General features: G+C 70.6%; 14 protein-coding genes. 9 read left to right on the top strand and 5 right to left on the bottom strand.

The features are described 5' to 3' along the window. The first annotated feature begins 175 nt into the window (after positions 1 to 175). From ACFC0D_RS05010 to ACFC0D_RS04985, 6 genes are all read left to right on the top strand, one after another. Complete coding sequence (locus tag ACFC0D_RS05010; RefSeq protein ID WP_376431106.1) at positions 176 to 1,048, top strand: helix-turn-helix domain-containing protein; 873 nt, start codon at positions 176 to 178, stop codon at positions 1,046 to 1,048. Between the two features lie 71 nt (positions 1,049 to 1,119). After that, on the top strand, positions 1,120 to 2,577 hold the full coding sequence (locus tag ACFC0D_RS05005; RefSeq protein WP_376431104.1) for an aldehyde dehydrogenase family protein: 1,458 nt from the start codon (positions 1,120 to 1,122) through the stop codon (positions 2,575 to 2,577). Positions 2,578 to 2,811: 234 nt separating this feature from the next. After that, positions 2,812 to 3,453: a PadR family transcriptional regulator gene (locus tag ACFC0D_RS05000; RefSeq protein ID WP_376431102.1), complete on the top strand. Its 642-nt coding sequence runs from the start codon at positions 2,812 to 2,814 to the stop codon at positions 3,451 to 3,453. An 89-nt stretch (positions 3,454 to 3,542) separates the two neighbouring features. After that, positions 3,543 to 4,502, top strand: coding sequence for an ATP-binding cassette domain-containing protein (locus tag ACFC0D_RS04995; RefSeq protein ID WP_376431100.1), 960 nt, complete (start codon positions 3,543 to 3,545; stop codon positions 4,500 to 4,502). Next, a complete protein-coding gene (locus ACFC0D_RS04990; RefSeq protein WP_376431098.1) occupies positions 4,499 to 5,263 on the top strand; it encodes an ABC transporter permease in 765 nt (254 codons plus the stop codon). The genes ACFC0D_RS04995 and ACFC0D_RS04990 overlap by 4 nt, the downstream gene beginning before the upstream one ends. A 364-nt stretch (positions 5,264 to 5,627) precedes the next feature. After that, positions 5,628 to 6,605 (top strand): WD40/YVTN/BNR-like repeat-containing protein, encoded by a 978-nt coding sequence (locus ACFC0D_RS04985; RefSeq protein WP_376431096.1) that lies wholly within the window; start codon positions 5,628 to 5,630, stop codon positions 6,603 to 6,605. Between the two features lie 16 nt (positions 6,606 to 6,621). Here ACFC0D_RS04985 and ACFC0D_RS04980 read toward each other — a convergent pair whose 3' ends face one another. The 3 genes from ACFC0D_RS04980 to ACFC0D_RS04970 all read right to left on the bottom strand — a co-directional run bounded on the left by ACFC0D_RS04980 (position 6,622) and on the right by ACFC0D_RS04970 (position 9,802). Continuing rightward, positions 6,622 to 8,034, bottom strand: a complete 1,413-nt coding sequence (locus ACFC0D_RS04980) for a glutamate decarboxylase (protein WP_376431094.1) — start codon at positions 8,032 to 8,034, stop codon at positions 6,622 to 6,624. Between the two features lie 43 nt (positions 8,035 to 8,077). Next, a complete protein-coding gene (locus ACFC0D_RS04975; protein ID WP_376431092.1) occupies positions 8,078 to 9,370 on the bottom strand; it encodes an ion channel protein in 1,293 nt (430 codons plus the stop codon). Between the two features lie 63 nt (positions 9,371 to 9,433). Beyond that, complete coding sequence (locus ACFC0D_RS04970; protein ID WP_376431090.1) at positions 9,434 to 9,802, bottom strand: YbjQ family protein; 369 nt, start codon at positions 9,800 to 9,802, stop codon at positions 9,434 to 9,436. A gap of 158 nt (positions 9,803 to 9,960) precedes the next feature. On the opposite strand from ACFC0D_RS04970, the gene ACFC0D_RS04965 reads away from it, so the two are divergent. Next, positions 9,961 to 10,653, top strand: coding sequence for a DedA family protein (locus ACFC0D_RS04965; protein ID WP_376431088.1), 693 nt, complete (start codon positions 9,961 to 9,963; stop codon positions 10,651 to 10,653). 42 nt (positions 10,654 to 10,695) lie between these two features. Here ACFC0D_RS04965 and ACFC0D_RS04960 read toward each other — a convergent pair whose 3' ends face one another. Next, positions 10,696 to 12,342 carry a threonine/serine exporter ThrE family protein gene (locus ACFC0D_RS04960; RefSeq protein ID WP_376431280.1) on the bottom strand — a complete coding sequence of 549 codons (1,647 nt, stop codon included), beginning with the start codon at positions 12,340 to 12,342 and terminating at the stop codon, positions 10,696 to 10,698. A gap of 123 nt (positions 12,343 to 12,465) precedes the next feature. Next, positions 12,466 to 12,960, bottom strand: a complete 495-nt coding sequence (locus ACFC0D_RS04955) for an inorganic diphosphatase (RefSeq protein ID WP_003968257.1) — start codon at positions 12,958 to 12,960, stop codon at positions 12,466 to 12,468. Positions 12,961 to 13,062: 102 nt separating this feature from the next. On the opposite strand from ACFC0D_RS04955, the gene dacB reads away from it, so the two are divergent. Both dacB and ACFC0D_RS04945 read left to right on the top strand, forming a co-directional pair. Further along, positions 13,063 to 14,484, top strand: coding sequence for a D-alanyl-D-alanine carboxypeptidase/D-alanyl-D-alanine-endopeptidase (gene dacB / locus ACFC0D_RS04950; RefSeq protein WP_376431086.1), 1,422 nt, complete (start codon positions 13,063 to 13,065; stop codon positions 14,482 to 14,484). Positions 14,485 to 14,533: 49 nt separating this feature from the next. Then, positions 14,534 to 15,664 carry a zinc-dependent metalloprotease gene (locus tag ACFC0D_RS04945; protein ID WP_376431084.1) on the top strand — a complete coding sequence of 377 codons (1,131 nt, stop codon included), beginning with the start codon at positions 14,534 to 14,536 and terminating at the stop codon, positions 15,662 to 15,664. Positions 15,665 to 15,766 lie beyond the last annotated feature (102 nt).

Here is a 15,766-nt window from a genome sequence, read left to right as displayed (position 1 = left end):
GCGCCGGACCTGTCCATCCCCGTGCCGATTTTGTGCATATCTTCTGCCGACTGATTTCCTCCTGATCAGGAAGTCGCCCTGAACTTGCCGCCTTTCCGTAATCGAATGTGTACGGGCTGAAGCGTTTAGTGGCACAATCCGGGAGCCCGAGACCCGCGAAGGAGAGGCTGGAGCCGTGACCGCAGTCGAATCGAGCGGAGCGAGCGGGAGCGTGGTGCGGCGCATCCTGCTGGGTTCGCAACTGAGGCGGTTGCGCGAGTCGCGCGGCATCACCCGCGAGGCGGCCGGCTACTCGATCCGCGCGTCCGAATCCAAGATCAGCCGTATGGAGTTGGGCAGGGTGAGCTTCAAGGCCAGGGATGTCGAGGACCTGCTCACGCTCTACGGCGTCAGCGACGAGTCCGAGCGCGGCTCACTCCTCGGGCTGGCCCGCGAGGCCAATGTCGCCGGCTGGTGGCACAGCTTCGGCGACGTCCTGCCGGGCTGGTTCCAGACCTACATCGGCCTGGAAGGCGCCGCCTCCCTCATCCGCATCTACGAAGTCCAGTTCGTGCACGGCCTGTTGCAGACCGAGGCGTACGCACACGCCGTTGTCGCCCGCGGTATCCCCGACGCCCCGCGCGCCGAGATCGAGCGCCGCGTCGCGCTCCGCCTGGAGCGCCAGAAGGTCCTCGTCTCCGAGAGCGCCCCGCAGTTCCACGCCGTCCTGGACGAAGCGGCGCTGCGCCGCCCCTACGGCGACCGGGCCGTGATGCAGGGCCAGTTGAGGCATCTCATCGAGATCTCCGAGCACCCCAACGTCACGCTCCAGGTCATGCCGTTCAGCTACGGCGGGCACGCCGGCGAGAGCGGCGCGTTCACCATGCTGAGCTTCCCGGAGTCCGACCTCTCCGACGTCGTCTATCTGGAGCAGTTGACCAGCGCCCTCTACCTCGACAAGCGCGAGGAAGTCGCCCAGTACGCACGCGTGATGGAGCGGCTGCGCGAGGACAGTCCCGATCCGGCCGAAAGTCGCGACCTTCTCAGGGGACTCCTCCAACTCACGTAGCACGTAAGTACGATGACGTGACATCAGCGTTGCCACAGTGTCCGCCACCGCGGGTTAAGGGGTCTCCATACATGTCCTACTTCACCGACCTGGCCCACCAGTACATAGACGGCGAGTGGAAGCCCGGCAGCGGCTCGTGGGACATCATCGACTTCAACCCGTACACCGGTGAGAAGCTCGCCTCGATCACTGTCGCCACCGCCGACGAGGTCGACCACGCCTACCGCGCCGCCGAGCGCGCCCAGCGCGAGTGGGCCGAGACCAACCCGTACACCCGCAGGCTCGTCTTCGAGCGCGCTCTGCGGATCGTCGAGGACCGCGAGCAGGAGCTCGCCGGCACGATCATGGCCGAGCTCGGCGGCACGCGCCTGAAGGCGGCCTTCGAGCTGCACCTCGCCAAGGAGTTCCTGCGCGAGGCGATCCAGCTGGCGCTGCGCCCCGAGGGCCGGATCCTGCCCTCTCCGGTCGACGGCAAGGAAAACCGCGTCTACCGCCTCCCGGTCGGTGTCGTCGGCGTCATCTCTCCCTTCAACTTCCCCTTCCTCCTTTCGATCAAGTCGGTCGCCCCGGCGCTCGCCCTCGGCAACGCGGTCGTCCTCAAGCCGCACCAGAACACCCCGATCTGCGGCGGCATGCTCGTCGCCAAGGTCCTGGAGGACGCGGGTCTGCCGGCCGGACTGCTGAACGTGGTCGTGACCGACATCGCCGAGATCGGCGACGCGCTGCTGACCCACCCGGTCCCGAAGGTCATCTCCTTCACCGGCTCCGACAAGGTCGGCCGCCACGTCGCCACCGTCTGCGCGCAGAACTTCAAGCACGCCGTCCTCGAACTGGGTGGCAACAGCGCCCTGATCGTCCTCGAGGACGCCGACGTCGACTACGCGGTGGACGCGGCCGTCTTCAGCCGCTTCGTGCACCAGGGCCAGGTCTGCATGGCCGCCAACCGGATCCTGGTGGACCGCACCCTGGAGGCGGAGTTCACCGAGAAGTTCGTCGCCAAGGTGAAGACGCTGCGCGTCGGCGACCCCGCCGACCCCGCCACCCACATCGGGCCCCTCATCAACTCCCAGCAGGCGGAGTCGGTCTCGGCCGTGGTCGAGCAGGCGGTGGCGGGCGGCGCGACGGCCCTGCTGCACGGCTCGGCGGACGGCAACGTCGTCTCCCCGTCGGTCCTGACCGACCTCCCGGCCGACGCTCCCGTGCTGAGCCAGGAGATCTTCGGCCCGGTGGCGCTCATCCTGCCCTTCGACGGCGAGGAGGAGGCGATCCGCATCGCCAACGACACTCCGTACGGCCTGAGTGGTGCCGTCCACACCGGTGACATCGAGCGGGGCGTACGGGTCGCCCAGCGCATCCACACCGGAATGATCCACATCAACGACGGCACCGTGGCCGACGAGCCGATCGTGCCGTTCGGCGGCGAGAAGCACTCCGGCATCGGCCGGCTGAACGGCGACGCGATGATCGACGCCTTCACGACCCAGAAGTGGATCTCGATCCAGCACGGGCGGAGCCAGTTCCCCTTCTAGGACAGAAGCTGTCCTCAAGGGTTCGTAACGTGGTGGGTGTCGGGAGAGGAGAGCTCCCCGGCACCCACCATCTCTTTCGTGCCAGGAAGGACATCTCATGGTTGCCCTTGTTCCCGCGGAGGCCCCGGGTGACGAGCGCGGGAGCTGAACCCCGGCGGCGGACTGATGGCGTGGGGCTGACGGTGCCGGGCCTGTCACGCGTACCCTAGTCAAAATTGACTAGGAGGTGCGAAGGTGTCAGCGATCCGACTGCTCGTTCTCGGCGCGGTCCGCCAGCACGGGCGCGCCCACGGCTACCAGGTCCGCAACGACCTGGAGTTCTGGGGCGCGCACGAGTGGTCCAACGCCAAGCCCGGCTCGATCTACCACGCGCTCAAGCAGATGGCCAAGCAAGGTCTGCTGCATGCGTACGAGATCGCGCCGAGCACGGCGGGTGGCCCGCCGCGGACCGAGTACGAGGTGACGGAGAAGGGTACGGAGGAGTACTTCGCGCTGCTGCGCGAGGCGCTGACGACGTACGACCAGAAGATGGACGTCCTGTCCGCGGGGATCGGGTTCATCGTCGACCTCCCCCGGACGGAGGTCGTCGAGCTGCTGCGCGCGCGGGTGCGGGCGCTCGACGAGTGGCGCGCCGCCGTCACCGAGTACTACACGCCGGAGGGCGGCCCGCAGCAGCTCGGGCACATCGGCGAGATCATGCACCTCTGGGTCCACTCGGCGGACGCCGGCAAGGAGTGGACGCTCGGCCTGATCGAGCGGATCGAGGCGGGTGCGTACTCCTTCGCGGGTGAGGGCGGGGAGCCCTTCGTGGGGGTGCTCGCCGAGGGTGAGGAGAACCCGTACGCGACGGGTCGCCCGGACGGACATCAAGACTAATCAAGTTTGACTAATCGAGGGAGGGGGCATACCTTCTGGCGGTGGTCAAATTTGACTACTGAGCCGATCGGCTCGACTGGAGGAGACGGATGACTGACGCGATCGTCGTCGAAGGCGCGCGGAAGCGGTACGGGGACAAGCCGGCGCTCGACGGCCTCGACCTGGTCGTCGGCACCGGCACGGTGCACGGCCTGCTCGGCCCCAACGGCGCGGGCAAGACCACGACGGTACGGATCCTGGCCACGCTGCTGCGGCACGAGGAGGGCCTGGTGCGGGTGGCGGGCTTCGACGTCCGTACCCAGGCGGCCGAGGTGCGTCGCAGGATCGGGCTCCTCGGGCAGCACGCGGCCGTCGACGAGGAGCTGGGCGGCCGGCAGAACCTGGAGATGTTCGGGCGGCTGTACCACCTGGGCGCCCGACGGGCCGGCGCCCGGGCCGACGAGCTCCTGGAGCGGTTCGGGCTCGCGGACACCGGACGCAAGCCCGTCAAGCAGTTCAGCGGCGGCATGCGTCGCCGTCTGGACCTCGCGGCCTCGCTGATCACGGAGCCGGAGGTGCTCTTCCTGGACGAGCCCACGACCGGACTCGACCCGCGCGGCCGCGGCGAGGTGTGGGAGTCGGTGCGCTCCCTGGTGGGCGGGGGGACGACCGTCCTGCTCACCACGCAGTACCTGGAGGAGGCCGACCAGCTCGCCGACCGGATCTCGGTCGTCGACCACGGCCGGGTCGTCGCCGACGGCACGGCCGACGAGCTGAAGGCCAAGGTCGGCGGCGACCGCATCGACGTCGTCCTGCGGGACGGGCGGCGGCTCGCCGAGGCGGCGCGGCTGCTGCCCGCCCCCGGGGCCGAGGTGGTGGTGGACGCCGACCGGCGGCGGATCAGCGCGCCCGTCACGGACCGGATGGCGGCGTTGGCCGAGACCGTGCGGGCTCTGGAGGCGGCCGGGATCGAGGCGGAGGACATCGCCCTGCGGCGGCCGACCCTCGACGAGGTCTTCCTCCACCTGACCGGCGACGTGAAGGACGAGGAAGCGGAGGTGGCGGCATGAGCGCGGCGTATGTGATGAGCGACTGCTGGACGATGACCCGGCGGGAACTGGCCCACTGGGCGCGGCAGCCGGTCGTGATGGTGGTCGGCCTCGCCTTCCCGGTCATGATGCTGCTGATGTTCGGCTATCTCGTCGGCGGTGGCCGGGAGATCGAGGGCGCGTACGTCGACTACCTCGTGCCCGGCATGCTCACGCTGACGATGGTCTTCGGCCTCGAAGGCACGATGACCGCCGTCACCCAGGACCTGAACAAGGGCGTGATCGACCGCTTCCGCTCGATGCCCATGGTCGACGGCGCGGTGCTCGTGGGACGTTCGGTCGCCGACATGCTCCAGTCCGCGGCCGGCCTTGTGGTGATGGTCGGCGTCGGGTACGCGATCGGCTGGCGGGCGCACGGCGGCTTCGGCGCCTTCCTCGGGGCCATGGGCCTGCTGCTCCTGCTGCGCTTCGCGATGCTGTGGATCGGGATCTACCTCGCGATGGTGGCGGGGCGGCCGGAGCTGGTGATGGCCGTACAGATCCTGGTCTGGCCGATCGGCTTCCTCTCCAACGCGTTCGCCGCGCCGGGGTCCATGCCGGGGTGGCTCGGCACGGTCGTCGAGTGGAACCCGATGTCGGCGACGGCGACGGCGGTACGGGACCTCTTCGGCAACCCGGGCGGTGAGCCGGGGCACGTGATGGCGGCGGTGGTGTGGCCGCTGCTGCTGCTCGCGGTCTTCTTCCCGCTGGCGGTAAGGAAGTTCAGGCGGCTGAGCGTGTAGCGGGAACCCGAACCGGTCGAGCGGTGTAACTAGGGCAGACGGTTCACCGCGGACCGGGCGAAGGGACGGGGGACGTGCGATGCGCAGGCTCTTCGGAGTGGCCGGCGCCGTCGTGGCGCTGGTGTTGACGGCTTGTACGGGCTCGGGGGGCTCGGGGTCTTCGGGCTCTCCGGGCTCTCCGGGTCCGGGTTCTGCGGGGTCGGGCTCTCCCGGCTCTTCGCGTACGGATGGGACGGCGGGCGCCGGTTCGGGCGCATCGGCCGTCCCGCCGCCGCGGATACCGTCCGGGCGGCAGCTCCCCGGGTGGTCGCACTCCCTGGGATTCGCCTCCGACGGCAGCGGATTCGCCCTGCTCGCCGACTGCGTGACGGACGAGCGGCTGCCGGAGAACGGCTTCTGCAGGCAGCATGTGGCCGTCCTCGACCGGGGCGCGAAGAGCTGGGTGCTGCGGAGCTCCCCACTGCCCGAGACCCGGGGGACGGACGGCATCTCGTCCCAGCTGCTGGCGCTCGGGCCCGGGCGCGCCCTGATCGAGGAGGGCGGTGCCGAGCCCGAGAAGCGGCGGACCTGGTTCACCCGTGACGGCGGTCGCAGCTGGCGCGTCGGCGACCTGAGGACGGTCGGTACGACCCCGGTGATACCGGCCGGGGCCGTGCTCACCACCGACTGCGCGCAGCCCGCCGGGGCATGGGTGGACGACTGCGTCCGGCAGCGGCTGGTCGTGATCTCACCGGAGGACGGGCGGCGGCGCGCCCTCGCCGAGGGGCCGCTGCTCGGGGCGCGTCCGAGGCCGGCCGAGGTGGCGGAGCCCGACGGCTCGTGGTGGGCCTCGGGGACCGACCCGCTGTCGGGGCGGGCCGCCGTGGCCGTGTCGCGGGACCAGGGCCGCAGTTGGTCGGTGAGCCGGCTGCCGAGCCCGACCACCGAGCCCGGCCGGTACACGGCGGTCGCGGTCGGCCGGTCCGTCGTCTACGCGGCGGAGATGGGGGAGTTGAAGGGCGGTGACCCCGTCAAGAACCCCATGCGGGCGCTGCACCGTTCTCTGGACGGCGGCCGGACCTGGCAGCGCATGTGGACGACGGGGCCGATGATCGAGCCCCGTACGCTCCTGGGGATCCCCGTTCCGGGCCCCGGCGGCCGGGTGCTGATCGGAGCCGAGGACCGGGAGTACGTGAGCCTCGACGGCGGCAGCAGTTTCCGCCCCTCGGGCGAGGGCACGACCTTCACCCGCCGCACGCCCCTCGGGCTGCTCCGCCACAACACCAGCTGTCTGTACGACATATCCGTCGACGGCGAGCGCTGGGCGGAGTTCGGCCTGGGGTGCGAGGGCGAGAGCCCGTGAAGGGCGGCCGGTGTGCTCAGTGGTGGAAGGAGGTGGCGGCCGCCTTGCTGTCGGCCGAAGGGCCGGACTGACGTCGCAGGTCGGGCAGGATCCGTTTCACGTCCTCGATGAACAGCCCCGCGAGGTCGGCCGAGAAGCCGTTGCGGCAGACCACACGCAGCACGGACAGGTCCTCCCGGTTGGCGGGGAAGGTGTACGCCGGGACGAGCCAGCCGCGCTCCCGCAGTCGGCGCGAGACGTCGAAGACGTCGAAGCGGCCGACGTCGGGGGCGGTGGTGAACGCGAAGACCGGCAGTTGGTCGCCGCGGGTGAGGAGGCGGAACTCGCCGATCGCCTCGATCCGTTCGGAGATCGTGCGGGCGACGTCCCGGGTGGTCTGCTGGACGGCCCGGTAGCCCTCCCGGCCGAGCCGCAGGAACGTGTAGTACTGCGCGACGACCTGGGCGCCCGGCCGGGAGAAGTTGAGAGCGAAGGTGGGCATGTCGCCGCCGAGGTAGTTGACCCGGAAGACCAGCTCCTCGGGGAGCTCCTCCGGCGAGCGCCACAGAGCCCAGCCCACGCCCGGGTAGACGAGGCCGTACTTGTGACCGGAGGTGTTGATCGAGGCGACCCGGGGCAGCCGGAAGTCCCAGACCAGGTCCTCGTCCACGAACGGGGCGATCATCGCGCCCGACGCGCCGTCGACGTGGACGGGGATGTCGAGCCCGGTCCGTTCCTGGAGGGCGTCGAGCGCGGCGCAGATCTCCGCGACCGGCTCGTAGGAGCCGTCGAAGGTCGAGCCGAGCACGGCGACCACGCCGATGGTGTTCTCGTCGCAGAGGGCGGCGGCCGACTCCGCGTCCATGTGGAAGCGGTCGCCCTCCATGGGCACGAGCCGGGCCTCGACCTCCCAGAAGTTGCAGAACTTCTCCCAGCAGACCTGGACGTTGACACCCATCACCAGATTGGGCCGGGCGCTCGCCGGGTAGCGGTCGGGGTTCCGCTTGGCCCAGCGGCGCTTGAGGGCCATGCCGGCGAGCATGCACGCCTCGCTGGAGCCGGTGGTGGAGCAGCCGACGGCGGTCGAAGGGTCCGGGGCGTTCCAGAGGTTGGCGAGCATGGCCACGCAGCGCCGCTCCAGTTCGGCTGTGCGCGGGTACTCGTCCTTGTCGATCATGTTCTTGTCGCGGCACTCCGCCATCAGGACCCCGGCCTGGGGCTCCATCCAGGTGGTGACGAAAGTGGCCAGGTTGAGCCGGGAGTTGCCGTCAAGCATCAGCTCGTCGTGGACCACCTGATAGGCGCTCATGGGAGGCAGAGGGCCGTCGGGCAGCCGGTGGATGGGCGGCGCCTCGGTCATGCCGCCGACCGGGTTGGCCAGGCCGTAGAAGGGGTTGAGGGCGAGGTGCCGATCCGGCTCGGGTTCGGCGTGACCCTTGTGCAGTGCCATGGGGGCTCCTTCTGGGGGTGTATCGGTGCAGTCCGGGGGTGGTTCAACGAAGGGCGCGGCCCGACTCGTCCAGTTCGAGCAGGGGGCGGCCGGTGACGACCAGCCAGGCGGGCAGGGAGGCCAGACAGAGCACGGCGAACATCGAGGGCTGGGGGGCGAGGACGCCCGCGACGAAGAGGCTCACCCAGCCCTGCCGGGTGGTTGCGAGCAGCACGCCGAGCACACCGGCGGAGACGGCGACGGCCGGGGGGATCTCCGGCACGAGCGCCTGGGCGAACATGCCGAACGCGACACCGATGAACACGGCAGGGAAGATCCGGCCGCCGCGGAAGCCGCAGGAGGCGGCGATCACCAGGGCGACGAGCTTGACCACGGCCATCTTCGCCAGATCGCCCGAGGAATAGCCGCCGATGTTCGCGGAGAGCTCTTTGACCTGTTCCAGGCCCTTGAAGAGGGTCAGGGGCCCGCCGAGCGCGCCGAGGAGGCCGAGGACCAGGCCTCCGAGGGGCAGCATCAGCATGGGGTGGTTCAGTCTCTTGAAAGCCCGGTGGACATGAGGGAAGCCGTAGCAGGCGAGGAGGCCGAACAGGGCCGCGGCGGTGGCCACGACCATCGCGGCGAGCAGGTCGCCCCATCCGGGGTGGGGCACCTGAGGCAGCGACAGGTCGAAGGTGAAGTCCGTGAGCAGCGAGGTGGTCATCGCCCCGGCCCCGGCGGCGACCAGCGGGGCGAAGAGGCGGTCCCACAACGAGCCCCGGGCGCCGGGCTGGTGGGTGAGGGCCTCGGAGATGACCAGGGCCGCGGCCACCGGCGTGCCGAAGAGGGCACCGATGGTGGCGGAGGAGGCGAGCACGACCCACAGCGCGCCGGGGGCGGCAGGAGCCACCTTGCGGCCGAGCCAGTAGGCGAGCGCGATGTTGGCCGCGATGATCGGATTCTCCGGGCCGAGGCTGACCCCGCCGGCCAGCGCGAGTGTGCCCGCCAGCAGCAGCCCGGGGACGACCGAAGGGGCCACTGGGGGGCTTTCGAGCCCGGTGGAGGCCGGGTCGGGGCCCGCGTGCCCGGGAACCTTCCAGACGACGAGCCCGACCGCGATGCCCGTCGCGGTGAGCATGACGATCATCCAGAGCGAGGAGTAGCCGCCGATGCCCAGGGCGTCCGGAAGGGTGTCCCACAGGACGTGCTCGAACTCCTCGGAGATCCGCTCGATCGCGAGGAAGAGCAGACTCGCCAGCACACCCACGACGAGGGCGGGCAGGATCTGCGGTAGTAGGAGACGCAGGGGCGTCTCGGGGACGTGGGGCGGGGGCGCGGACGACGGGGTATCGGTGGCCACCGCCCCACCATAAGGGGACAAAAGGCGCACAACACCCCGAGAGTTGGGGGTGTCGCCGCCCGTTCAGGCGCGAGGAGCGATCACCGCTGCCGTGCCGTACGCGCAGACCTCCGTCCCCACGTCCGCCGCCTCCGTCACATCGAAGCGGAACATCAGCACGGCGTTGGCACCGCGCGCCTTCGCCTGCTCCACCAGCCGCTCCATCGCCTGGTTGCGGGTCTCCACCAGGGTCTTCGTCAGACCCTTCAGCTCCCCGCCGATCATCGACTTCAGCCCCGCGCCGATCTGGCTGCCCAGATGCCGCGAGCGCACGGTCAGACCGAAGACCTCGCCGATCACCTGACGCACCTCGTAGCCGGGAACGTCGTTGGTCGTGACGACCAGCACGTCGGGCTGCGGTCCCTGACCGCCTCCGTACTCCTCGATGCCCATCCGCATCCACCTCCTGGCCCCCAGCCTCGGCCCGGCCGTCCGCCCTCGCATCCCGGAGGGGCCCGGTGGGAGCCGGATGGAACCCGAGGTCGTAAGAAAGCGTTGATACTTTGGGGCAGCCGTCCCATGCCCCCATCAACCGCAGGAGCCCGGAACCCGTGAATACGCTTGCCCTCGGACCGAGCTGGCTGGACCCGGATTATCTGATTCAGACCTTCGGCCTGATCGGTGTCCTCGTCATCGTCTTCGCCGAGTCCGGCCTGCTCATCGGGTTCTTCCTGCCCGGCGACTCGCTGCTCTTCACCACCGGCCTGCTGGTGACCACCGGAAAGCTGGACACGCCGCTCTGGCTCGTCTGCACGCTCATCGTGGCCGCCGCCATCATCGGCGACCAGGTGGGCTACCTCTTCGGCCGCAAGGTCGGCCCGGCCCTCTTCAAGCGCCCCGACTCCAAGCTCTTCAAGCAGGAGAACGTGGAGAAGGCGCACGAGTTCTTCGAGAAGCACGGCCCGAAGTCGCTGATCCTGGCCCGCTTCGTCCCGATCGTGCGCACGTTCACGCCGATCATCGCCGGTGTGAGCCGGATGAACTACCGCTCGTTCATCACGTTCAACATCATCGGCGGCGTGCTGTGGGGCGCGGGCGTGACCCTGCTCGGCGCCTCCCTCGGCAAGATCGACTTCGTCCACGAGCACATCGAGGCGATCCTCATCCTGATCGTCGTGATCTCCGTGATCCCGATCGTGATCGAGTACCTGCGCGCCCGCTCGCAGTCCAAGAAGGCCCGCGCCCAGGGCGACCAGGACGACCAGGACACCCCCACCGAGCGCGGCCGCCACGCCAAGCGCTAGTCGGTGCCCCCGGGCCGGACGGTCGTCCGGCCCGGACCCCGCCTAGAAACCACGCGTCCGCTTCGCGGCGCGGCGGGCCGCCGCCGCGCCCGGAGCCTGCATGAAGAGGCGGGCCAGCTCGCCTCCCAGGTTCACCCCGATCGCGATCGCCAGGGCCAGGGCCGCCGCCTTCGCCAGGTTGGCGAAGCCCTGGTCCAGGTTGTTCTGCGCGATCGAGAGCACCCCGAAGTACGTCGCCGAACCCGGCAGCAGCGGCCCGATCGCCGCCGTCACGTACGGCAGGGACGACGTGTGCTCGTACCGGGCGATCAGCTGCCCGAAGAGACCCACCAGGCCGGCCGCCACCGCCGTCGCCATCACCGCAGAGCCGTCCGCCGTGACCGCGATCGACGCGTAGATGACCCACGCCACTCCGCCGTTCAACGTCGCGAACAGCACCGTCGCCCGCGACTGCTGCAACAGGATCGCGAACGTCGCGCACAGCACCATCGCCGCCAGGATCTGCACCACCGGCCGCTCGACCAGACCGAGCGCCCCCTCCGGGTTCAGCTCCGCGTCGAACTGCACGGCCACGTACAGCACCGACAGCACGCCCACCACGATCGCCACGAAGAAGTACCCGACCTCCAGGAGCCGGGCCGAGGCCGTGATGTAGAAGCCGGTCAGACCGTCCTGCACGGCCGCCACCAGGGCCCGCCCCGGGATCAGGGCGAACAGACCACCCGTGATGACCGCCGAGGGCCGCAGATCGGCGTGCAGCAGAGTCAGCAGCACCCCCATCGCGGCCGGCGGCATCGCCGCCACCAGGAACTGGTAGAACTCCGGCAGCCCGCGCCCCGCGCACAGCCACGCCAGCCGGTCCCCCAGCACCGCGCCCAGCGCCGCCACGAAGAAGACCGTGAGGTCACCGCCCAGCAGCACCGAGGCCGCGCCCGCCAGGACACCCGCCGCCATGGTCAGCACCCAGCCCGGGTACGGGTGCCGGTTCCGCCGGATCTCCGCGAGCCGCCGGTACGCCTCCTCCGGCGTGACGTCGTGCTCCTCCGCGTTGATGTCGGCCAGCAGCTGGTAGACCGCCGCCAGCCGGGTGTAGTCCGTGCCCCGGCGCCGAACCGTCCGGTTCGCCGTGATCGGATCGTCCACCAGCGACGGCTGGTACGTGATCGACAGCAGCGTGAACGTGACGGTCGGCTCGCAGCGGTCCAGACCGTAACTGCGGCAGATCGCGAACATCGCCGCCTCGACGTCCTCCGCGCCCTCCCCACCCGCGAGCAGCAGCTCACCGATACGCAGGGTCAGGTCCAGCACACGGCCCACCGAGGGCCCCGTCTCGTCCTCCACCTTGCGGGTCTCCGGCACCGGCCGGTCCCCGACCGGAAGCCGCAGCATGGTCCGCATGCGGTCCTGCCACGGAGCGTCCTTCGACAGCCGCACCAGCGGAATGCCATGGGCGGGCGTGAACGCCGGCGGTGCGTGCTTCGCGGAGTACGTGGACGGCGGAGCGAACGCCGAACCCTCGGGCTCGGCGGGCGGCTCCGGAGCCAGCCCCTCGGGAACGGCGAACTCGGAGGTCGGATGCTCCTCCTCCGGAACAGCCGGCTGCTCGACCCCCGCCGGCTGTGTGAAGGCGCTGCGCGCCTCGTCCGATTGCGGCTTCCGGTCCTCCGGGCCGTCCGCCTCCGCGACCACTCTCTTCGCCCTCACTCCCATTCGCGCTGTCTGCCCAGTATGGGCACGGGCATACGACAACACGCGAGACGGGCGGCGCACCCACGAGGTGCACCGCCCGTCACAGCTTCAGCAGAGGCCCACTCAGTGGGCGCCGCCCTGCGCCTCCAGGCGCTTGTAGGAGGCCTCGATCTCGGCCTCGGCCTCGGCGCGGCCGACCCAGTCGGCGCCCTCGACGGACTTGCCCGGCTCCAGGTCCTTGTAGACCTCGAAGAAGTGCTGGATCTCCAGACGGTCGAACTCCGACACGTGGTGGATGTCGCGCAGGTGCTCGACGCGCGGGTCCGACGCGGGGACGCACAGCAGCTTGTCGTCGCCGCCGGCCTCGTCCGTCATACGGAACATGCCGATGGCGCGGCACTTGATCAGGCAGCCGGGGAACGTCGGCTCGTCCAGGATGACCAGCGCGTCCAGCGGGTCGCCGTCCTCGCCGAGGGTGTTCTCGACGAAGCCGTAGTCGGCCGGGTAGCTGGTCGAGGTGAAGAGACGACGGTCCAGGCGGATGCGACCCGTCTCGTGGTCGACCTCGTACTTGTTCCGCGACCCCTTCGGGATCTCGATGGTGACGTCGAACTCCACGGGTGGCTCCTCCTGAATCAACACATGTGAATGCCTGCGACGACGCGCAGTGATTAAGTGTCCCTCACGCCTGTGTGTGATCGCGAAAGGGGCTGGTCAGCAATGCCGGAGCCGAGGACCTGGCAGCTCACGGCGTGCTCCGCCGTACTGGGTCTGGCCCTCGCCGCCGGAGCCGTGACCGCCGCCGGACCGTGGGACAACGGCCAGCGTAAGGCCGAGCGCGCCCGGGCGGCCGCCGCGACCCCGACAGGTGGCGCACATCACGCGGCCCCCAGGCCCCCCGCGGGCCCGCAGCGCCCCGCCCCCGCCCCCAGCGCCGCCGGAGTGCTCCGCTCCCTCGACGCCCCGGACACCAGCCTCCCGGGCGACCTCGCCACCACCCTCGTACCGCTCCTCGCCGACCCCGGCCTCGGCACGCTGCGCACCGCCTCCGTCGTCGACGTCGCCACCGGGAAGCAGCTCTACGGGGAGGGCGCCACCACCCCCATGACCCCGGCGTCCACGATCAAGATCGCCACGTCGGTCGCCGCCCTCTCCGCCCTCGGCCCCGACCACCGCATCCCCACCACCGTCGTCGCCTCCCCCGACGGCCGCACGGTCACCCTGGTCGGCGGCGGCGACCCCACCCTGGACCGCACCCGGCTGAAGGCCCTGGCCGACGGCACCGCCCGCGCCCTCGAGGACCGGGGCGTCACCGACGTACGCGTCGCCTACGACACGAGCCTCTACCAGGGCCCCGCCCGTCACCCCATAGGTCCCAACGACAACATCGCCCCCGTCGGCGCCCTCATGCTCGACGAGGGCCGCCTGGACGACTCCGACAGCGGACCCGCCCCGCGCACCGCCGACCCCGCCGGAGACACCGCCACCGCCTTCGCCGAGCTCCTCGGCGAGGCCGGTACGAACGTCCAGGGCAGCCCCACCCCCGCCCGCGCCCCCAAAAACGGCACGGACCCCAAGGCCGCCCCCCTGGCCCGTACCGAGTCGGCACCCCTCTCCGCCCTCGTCGAACGCACCCTCACCCACAGCGACAACGACCTCGCCGAAGCCCTCGCCCGGCAGACCGCCCTCGCCCACGAGCAGCCCGCGAGCTTCGCCGGCGCCGGCGAAGCCGTCCGGGCCGAACTCACCGCACTCGGCCTCCCCACCGCAGGCACCCACTTCGCCGACGGGAGCGGCCTCTCCCGCGACGACCGGCTCTCCGCCGCCCTGCTCACCGGCCTCCTCACCCGGGCGGCCGACCCCACCCGCCCCGCACTGCGCCCCGTCCTCACCGGCCTGCCCGTCGGCGGCTTCAGCGGCACCCTCGAAAGCCGCTTCGACACCGCACCCGCCACCAATGGAGCCGGCCTCGTCCGCGCCAAGACCGGCACCCTGACAGGCGTCAACACACTCGCCGGAACCGTCGTCACCGCCGACGGCCGACTCCTCGCCTTCGCCTTCCTCGCCGGACGGACCACCTCGCCCTACACGGCCCAACCCGCCCTCGACCGGCTCTCCGCCGCACTCGCCCCCCAGGGCTGAACAGGTCCGAAGCCTCACCGAACACGCGTCGAGAACGTACGGTTGACGCATGACGAGCATCGGTGGTGCCGAGATGGTCGACTGGAATCTCGCGGTCGCGACCGCGACCCGACTGCTGAGGCCCGGCCCGGAGGTGAGCCGGGACGAGGCCCGCGAGGTCGTCGCGGAGCTGCGCCGCCACGCCAAGGCCTCCGAGGAACACGTCAGGGCCTTCACCCGAATGATCCCCGAAGGCCACGAACCACGGGACACACCCGTCCTCGTCGTGGACCGAGCCGGCTGGGTCAGGGCCAACGTCGCCGGCTTCCGCGAACTGCTCTCCCCCCTCCTCGACAAGATGCAGGAACGCCGCTCCAACACCCCCGGCGGCACCGTCCTCGGCACCGTCGGCGGCAAGGTCACCGGCGTCGAACTCGGCATGCTCCTGTCCTTCCTCGCCTCCCGGATCCTCGGCCAGTACGAGACCTTCGCCCCCGCCACCCGCGAACTCCCCGCCGGGGACAACGGCGGCGGCCGACTCCTCCTCGTCGCCCCCAACATCGTCCACGTCGAACGCGAACTCGCCGTCGAACCCCACGACTTCAGGCTCTGGGTCTGCCTCCACGAGGAGACCCACCGCACCCAGTTCACAGCCGTGCCCTGGCTCCGCGACCACCTTCAGGGCGAGATCCAGTCCTTCCTCGGCGCGACCGAGGTCGACCCCTCCACCGTCGTCGAACGACTGCGCGAAGCCGCCCAGGCCCTCGCCGGCGGCCGCCCCGAAGGAGAGGAAGGCGAACCCGGCCCCTCCCTCGTCGAACTCGTACAGACCCCCGAGCAACGCGAGATCCTCGGCCGCCTCACCGCCGTCATGTCCCTCCTCGAAGGCCACGCCGACTACGTGATGGACGGCGTCGGCCCCCAGGTCGTGCCCTCCGTCGCCGAGATCCGCGAGAAGTTCCAGCAGCGCCGCGCCCGCGGCGCCTCCCGCCTCGACCTCGCCCTGCGCAAACTCCTCGGCCTCGACGCCAAACTGCGCCAGTACCGCGACGGGGAGCGCTTCGTCCGTGCCGTCGTCGATCAGGTCGGCATGGACGGCTTCAACCGCGTCTGGACCTCCCCGAACACACTCCCCACCAAGGCCGAGATCGCCAAACCGGCCGACTGGGTGGCGAGGGTGCACCGTAAGGCAGACTCGTGAGACGGGTGCGTCGTACGACGGAAGAACACACCACCAATCACCCATCCGAGGGACCCTAGGCAAAGGGTGGGGCGTGCAATGCTCGGGTAACGGCCAGGTTCT

This window comes from Streptomyces sp. NPDC056222, assembly GCF_042264065.1.
GTDB lineage: Bacteria > Actinomycetota > Actinomycetes > Streptomycetales > Streptomycetaceae > Streptomyces.
The sequence above is the reverse complement of the archived record's forward strand: the minus strand, read 5'-3'. Positions and strand labels throughout refer to the sequence as shown.

What these genes read in the sequence shown, in the direction of transcription:
- ACFC0D_RS05005 (WP_376431104.1), top strand. Translation starts at nt 1,120, where the DNA reads ATGTCCTACTTCACCGACCTGGCCCACCAGTACATAGACGGCGAGTGG.
- ACFC0D_RS04980 (WP_376431094.1), bottom strand. Translation starts at nt 8,034, where the DNA reads ATGGCACTGCACAAGGGTCACGCCGAACCCGAGCCGGATCGGCACCTC.
- ACFC0D_RS04990 (WP_376431098.1), top strand. Translation starts at nt 4,499, where the DNA reads ATGAGCGCGGCGTATGTGATGAGCGACTGCTGGACGATGACCCGGCGG.
- ACFC0D_RS04945 (WP_376431084.1), top strand. Translation starts at nt 14,534, where the DNA reads ATGACGAGCATCGGTGGTGCCGAGATGGTCGACTGGAATCTCGCGGTC.
- dacB (WP_376431086.1), top strand. Translation starts at nt 13,063, where the DNA reads ATGCCGGAGCCGAGGACCTGGCAGCTCACGGCGTGCTCCGCCGTACTG.
- ACFC0D_RS04995 (WP_376431100.1), top strand. Translation starts at nt 3,543, where the DNA reads ATGACTGACGCGATCGTCGTCGAAGGCGCGCGGAAGCGGTACGGGGAC.
- ACFC0D_RS04970 (WP_376431090.1), bottom strand. Translation starts at nt 9,802, where the DNA reads ATGGGCATCGAGGAGTACGGAGGCGGTCAGGGACCGCAGCCCGACGTG.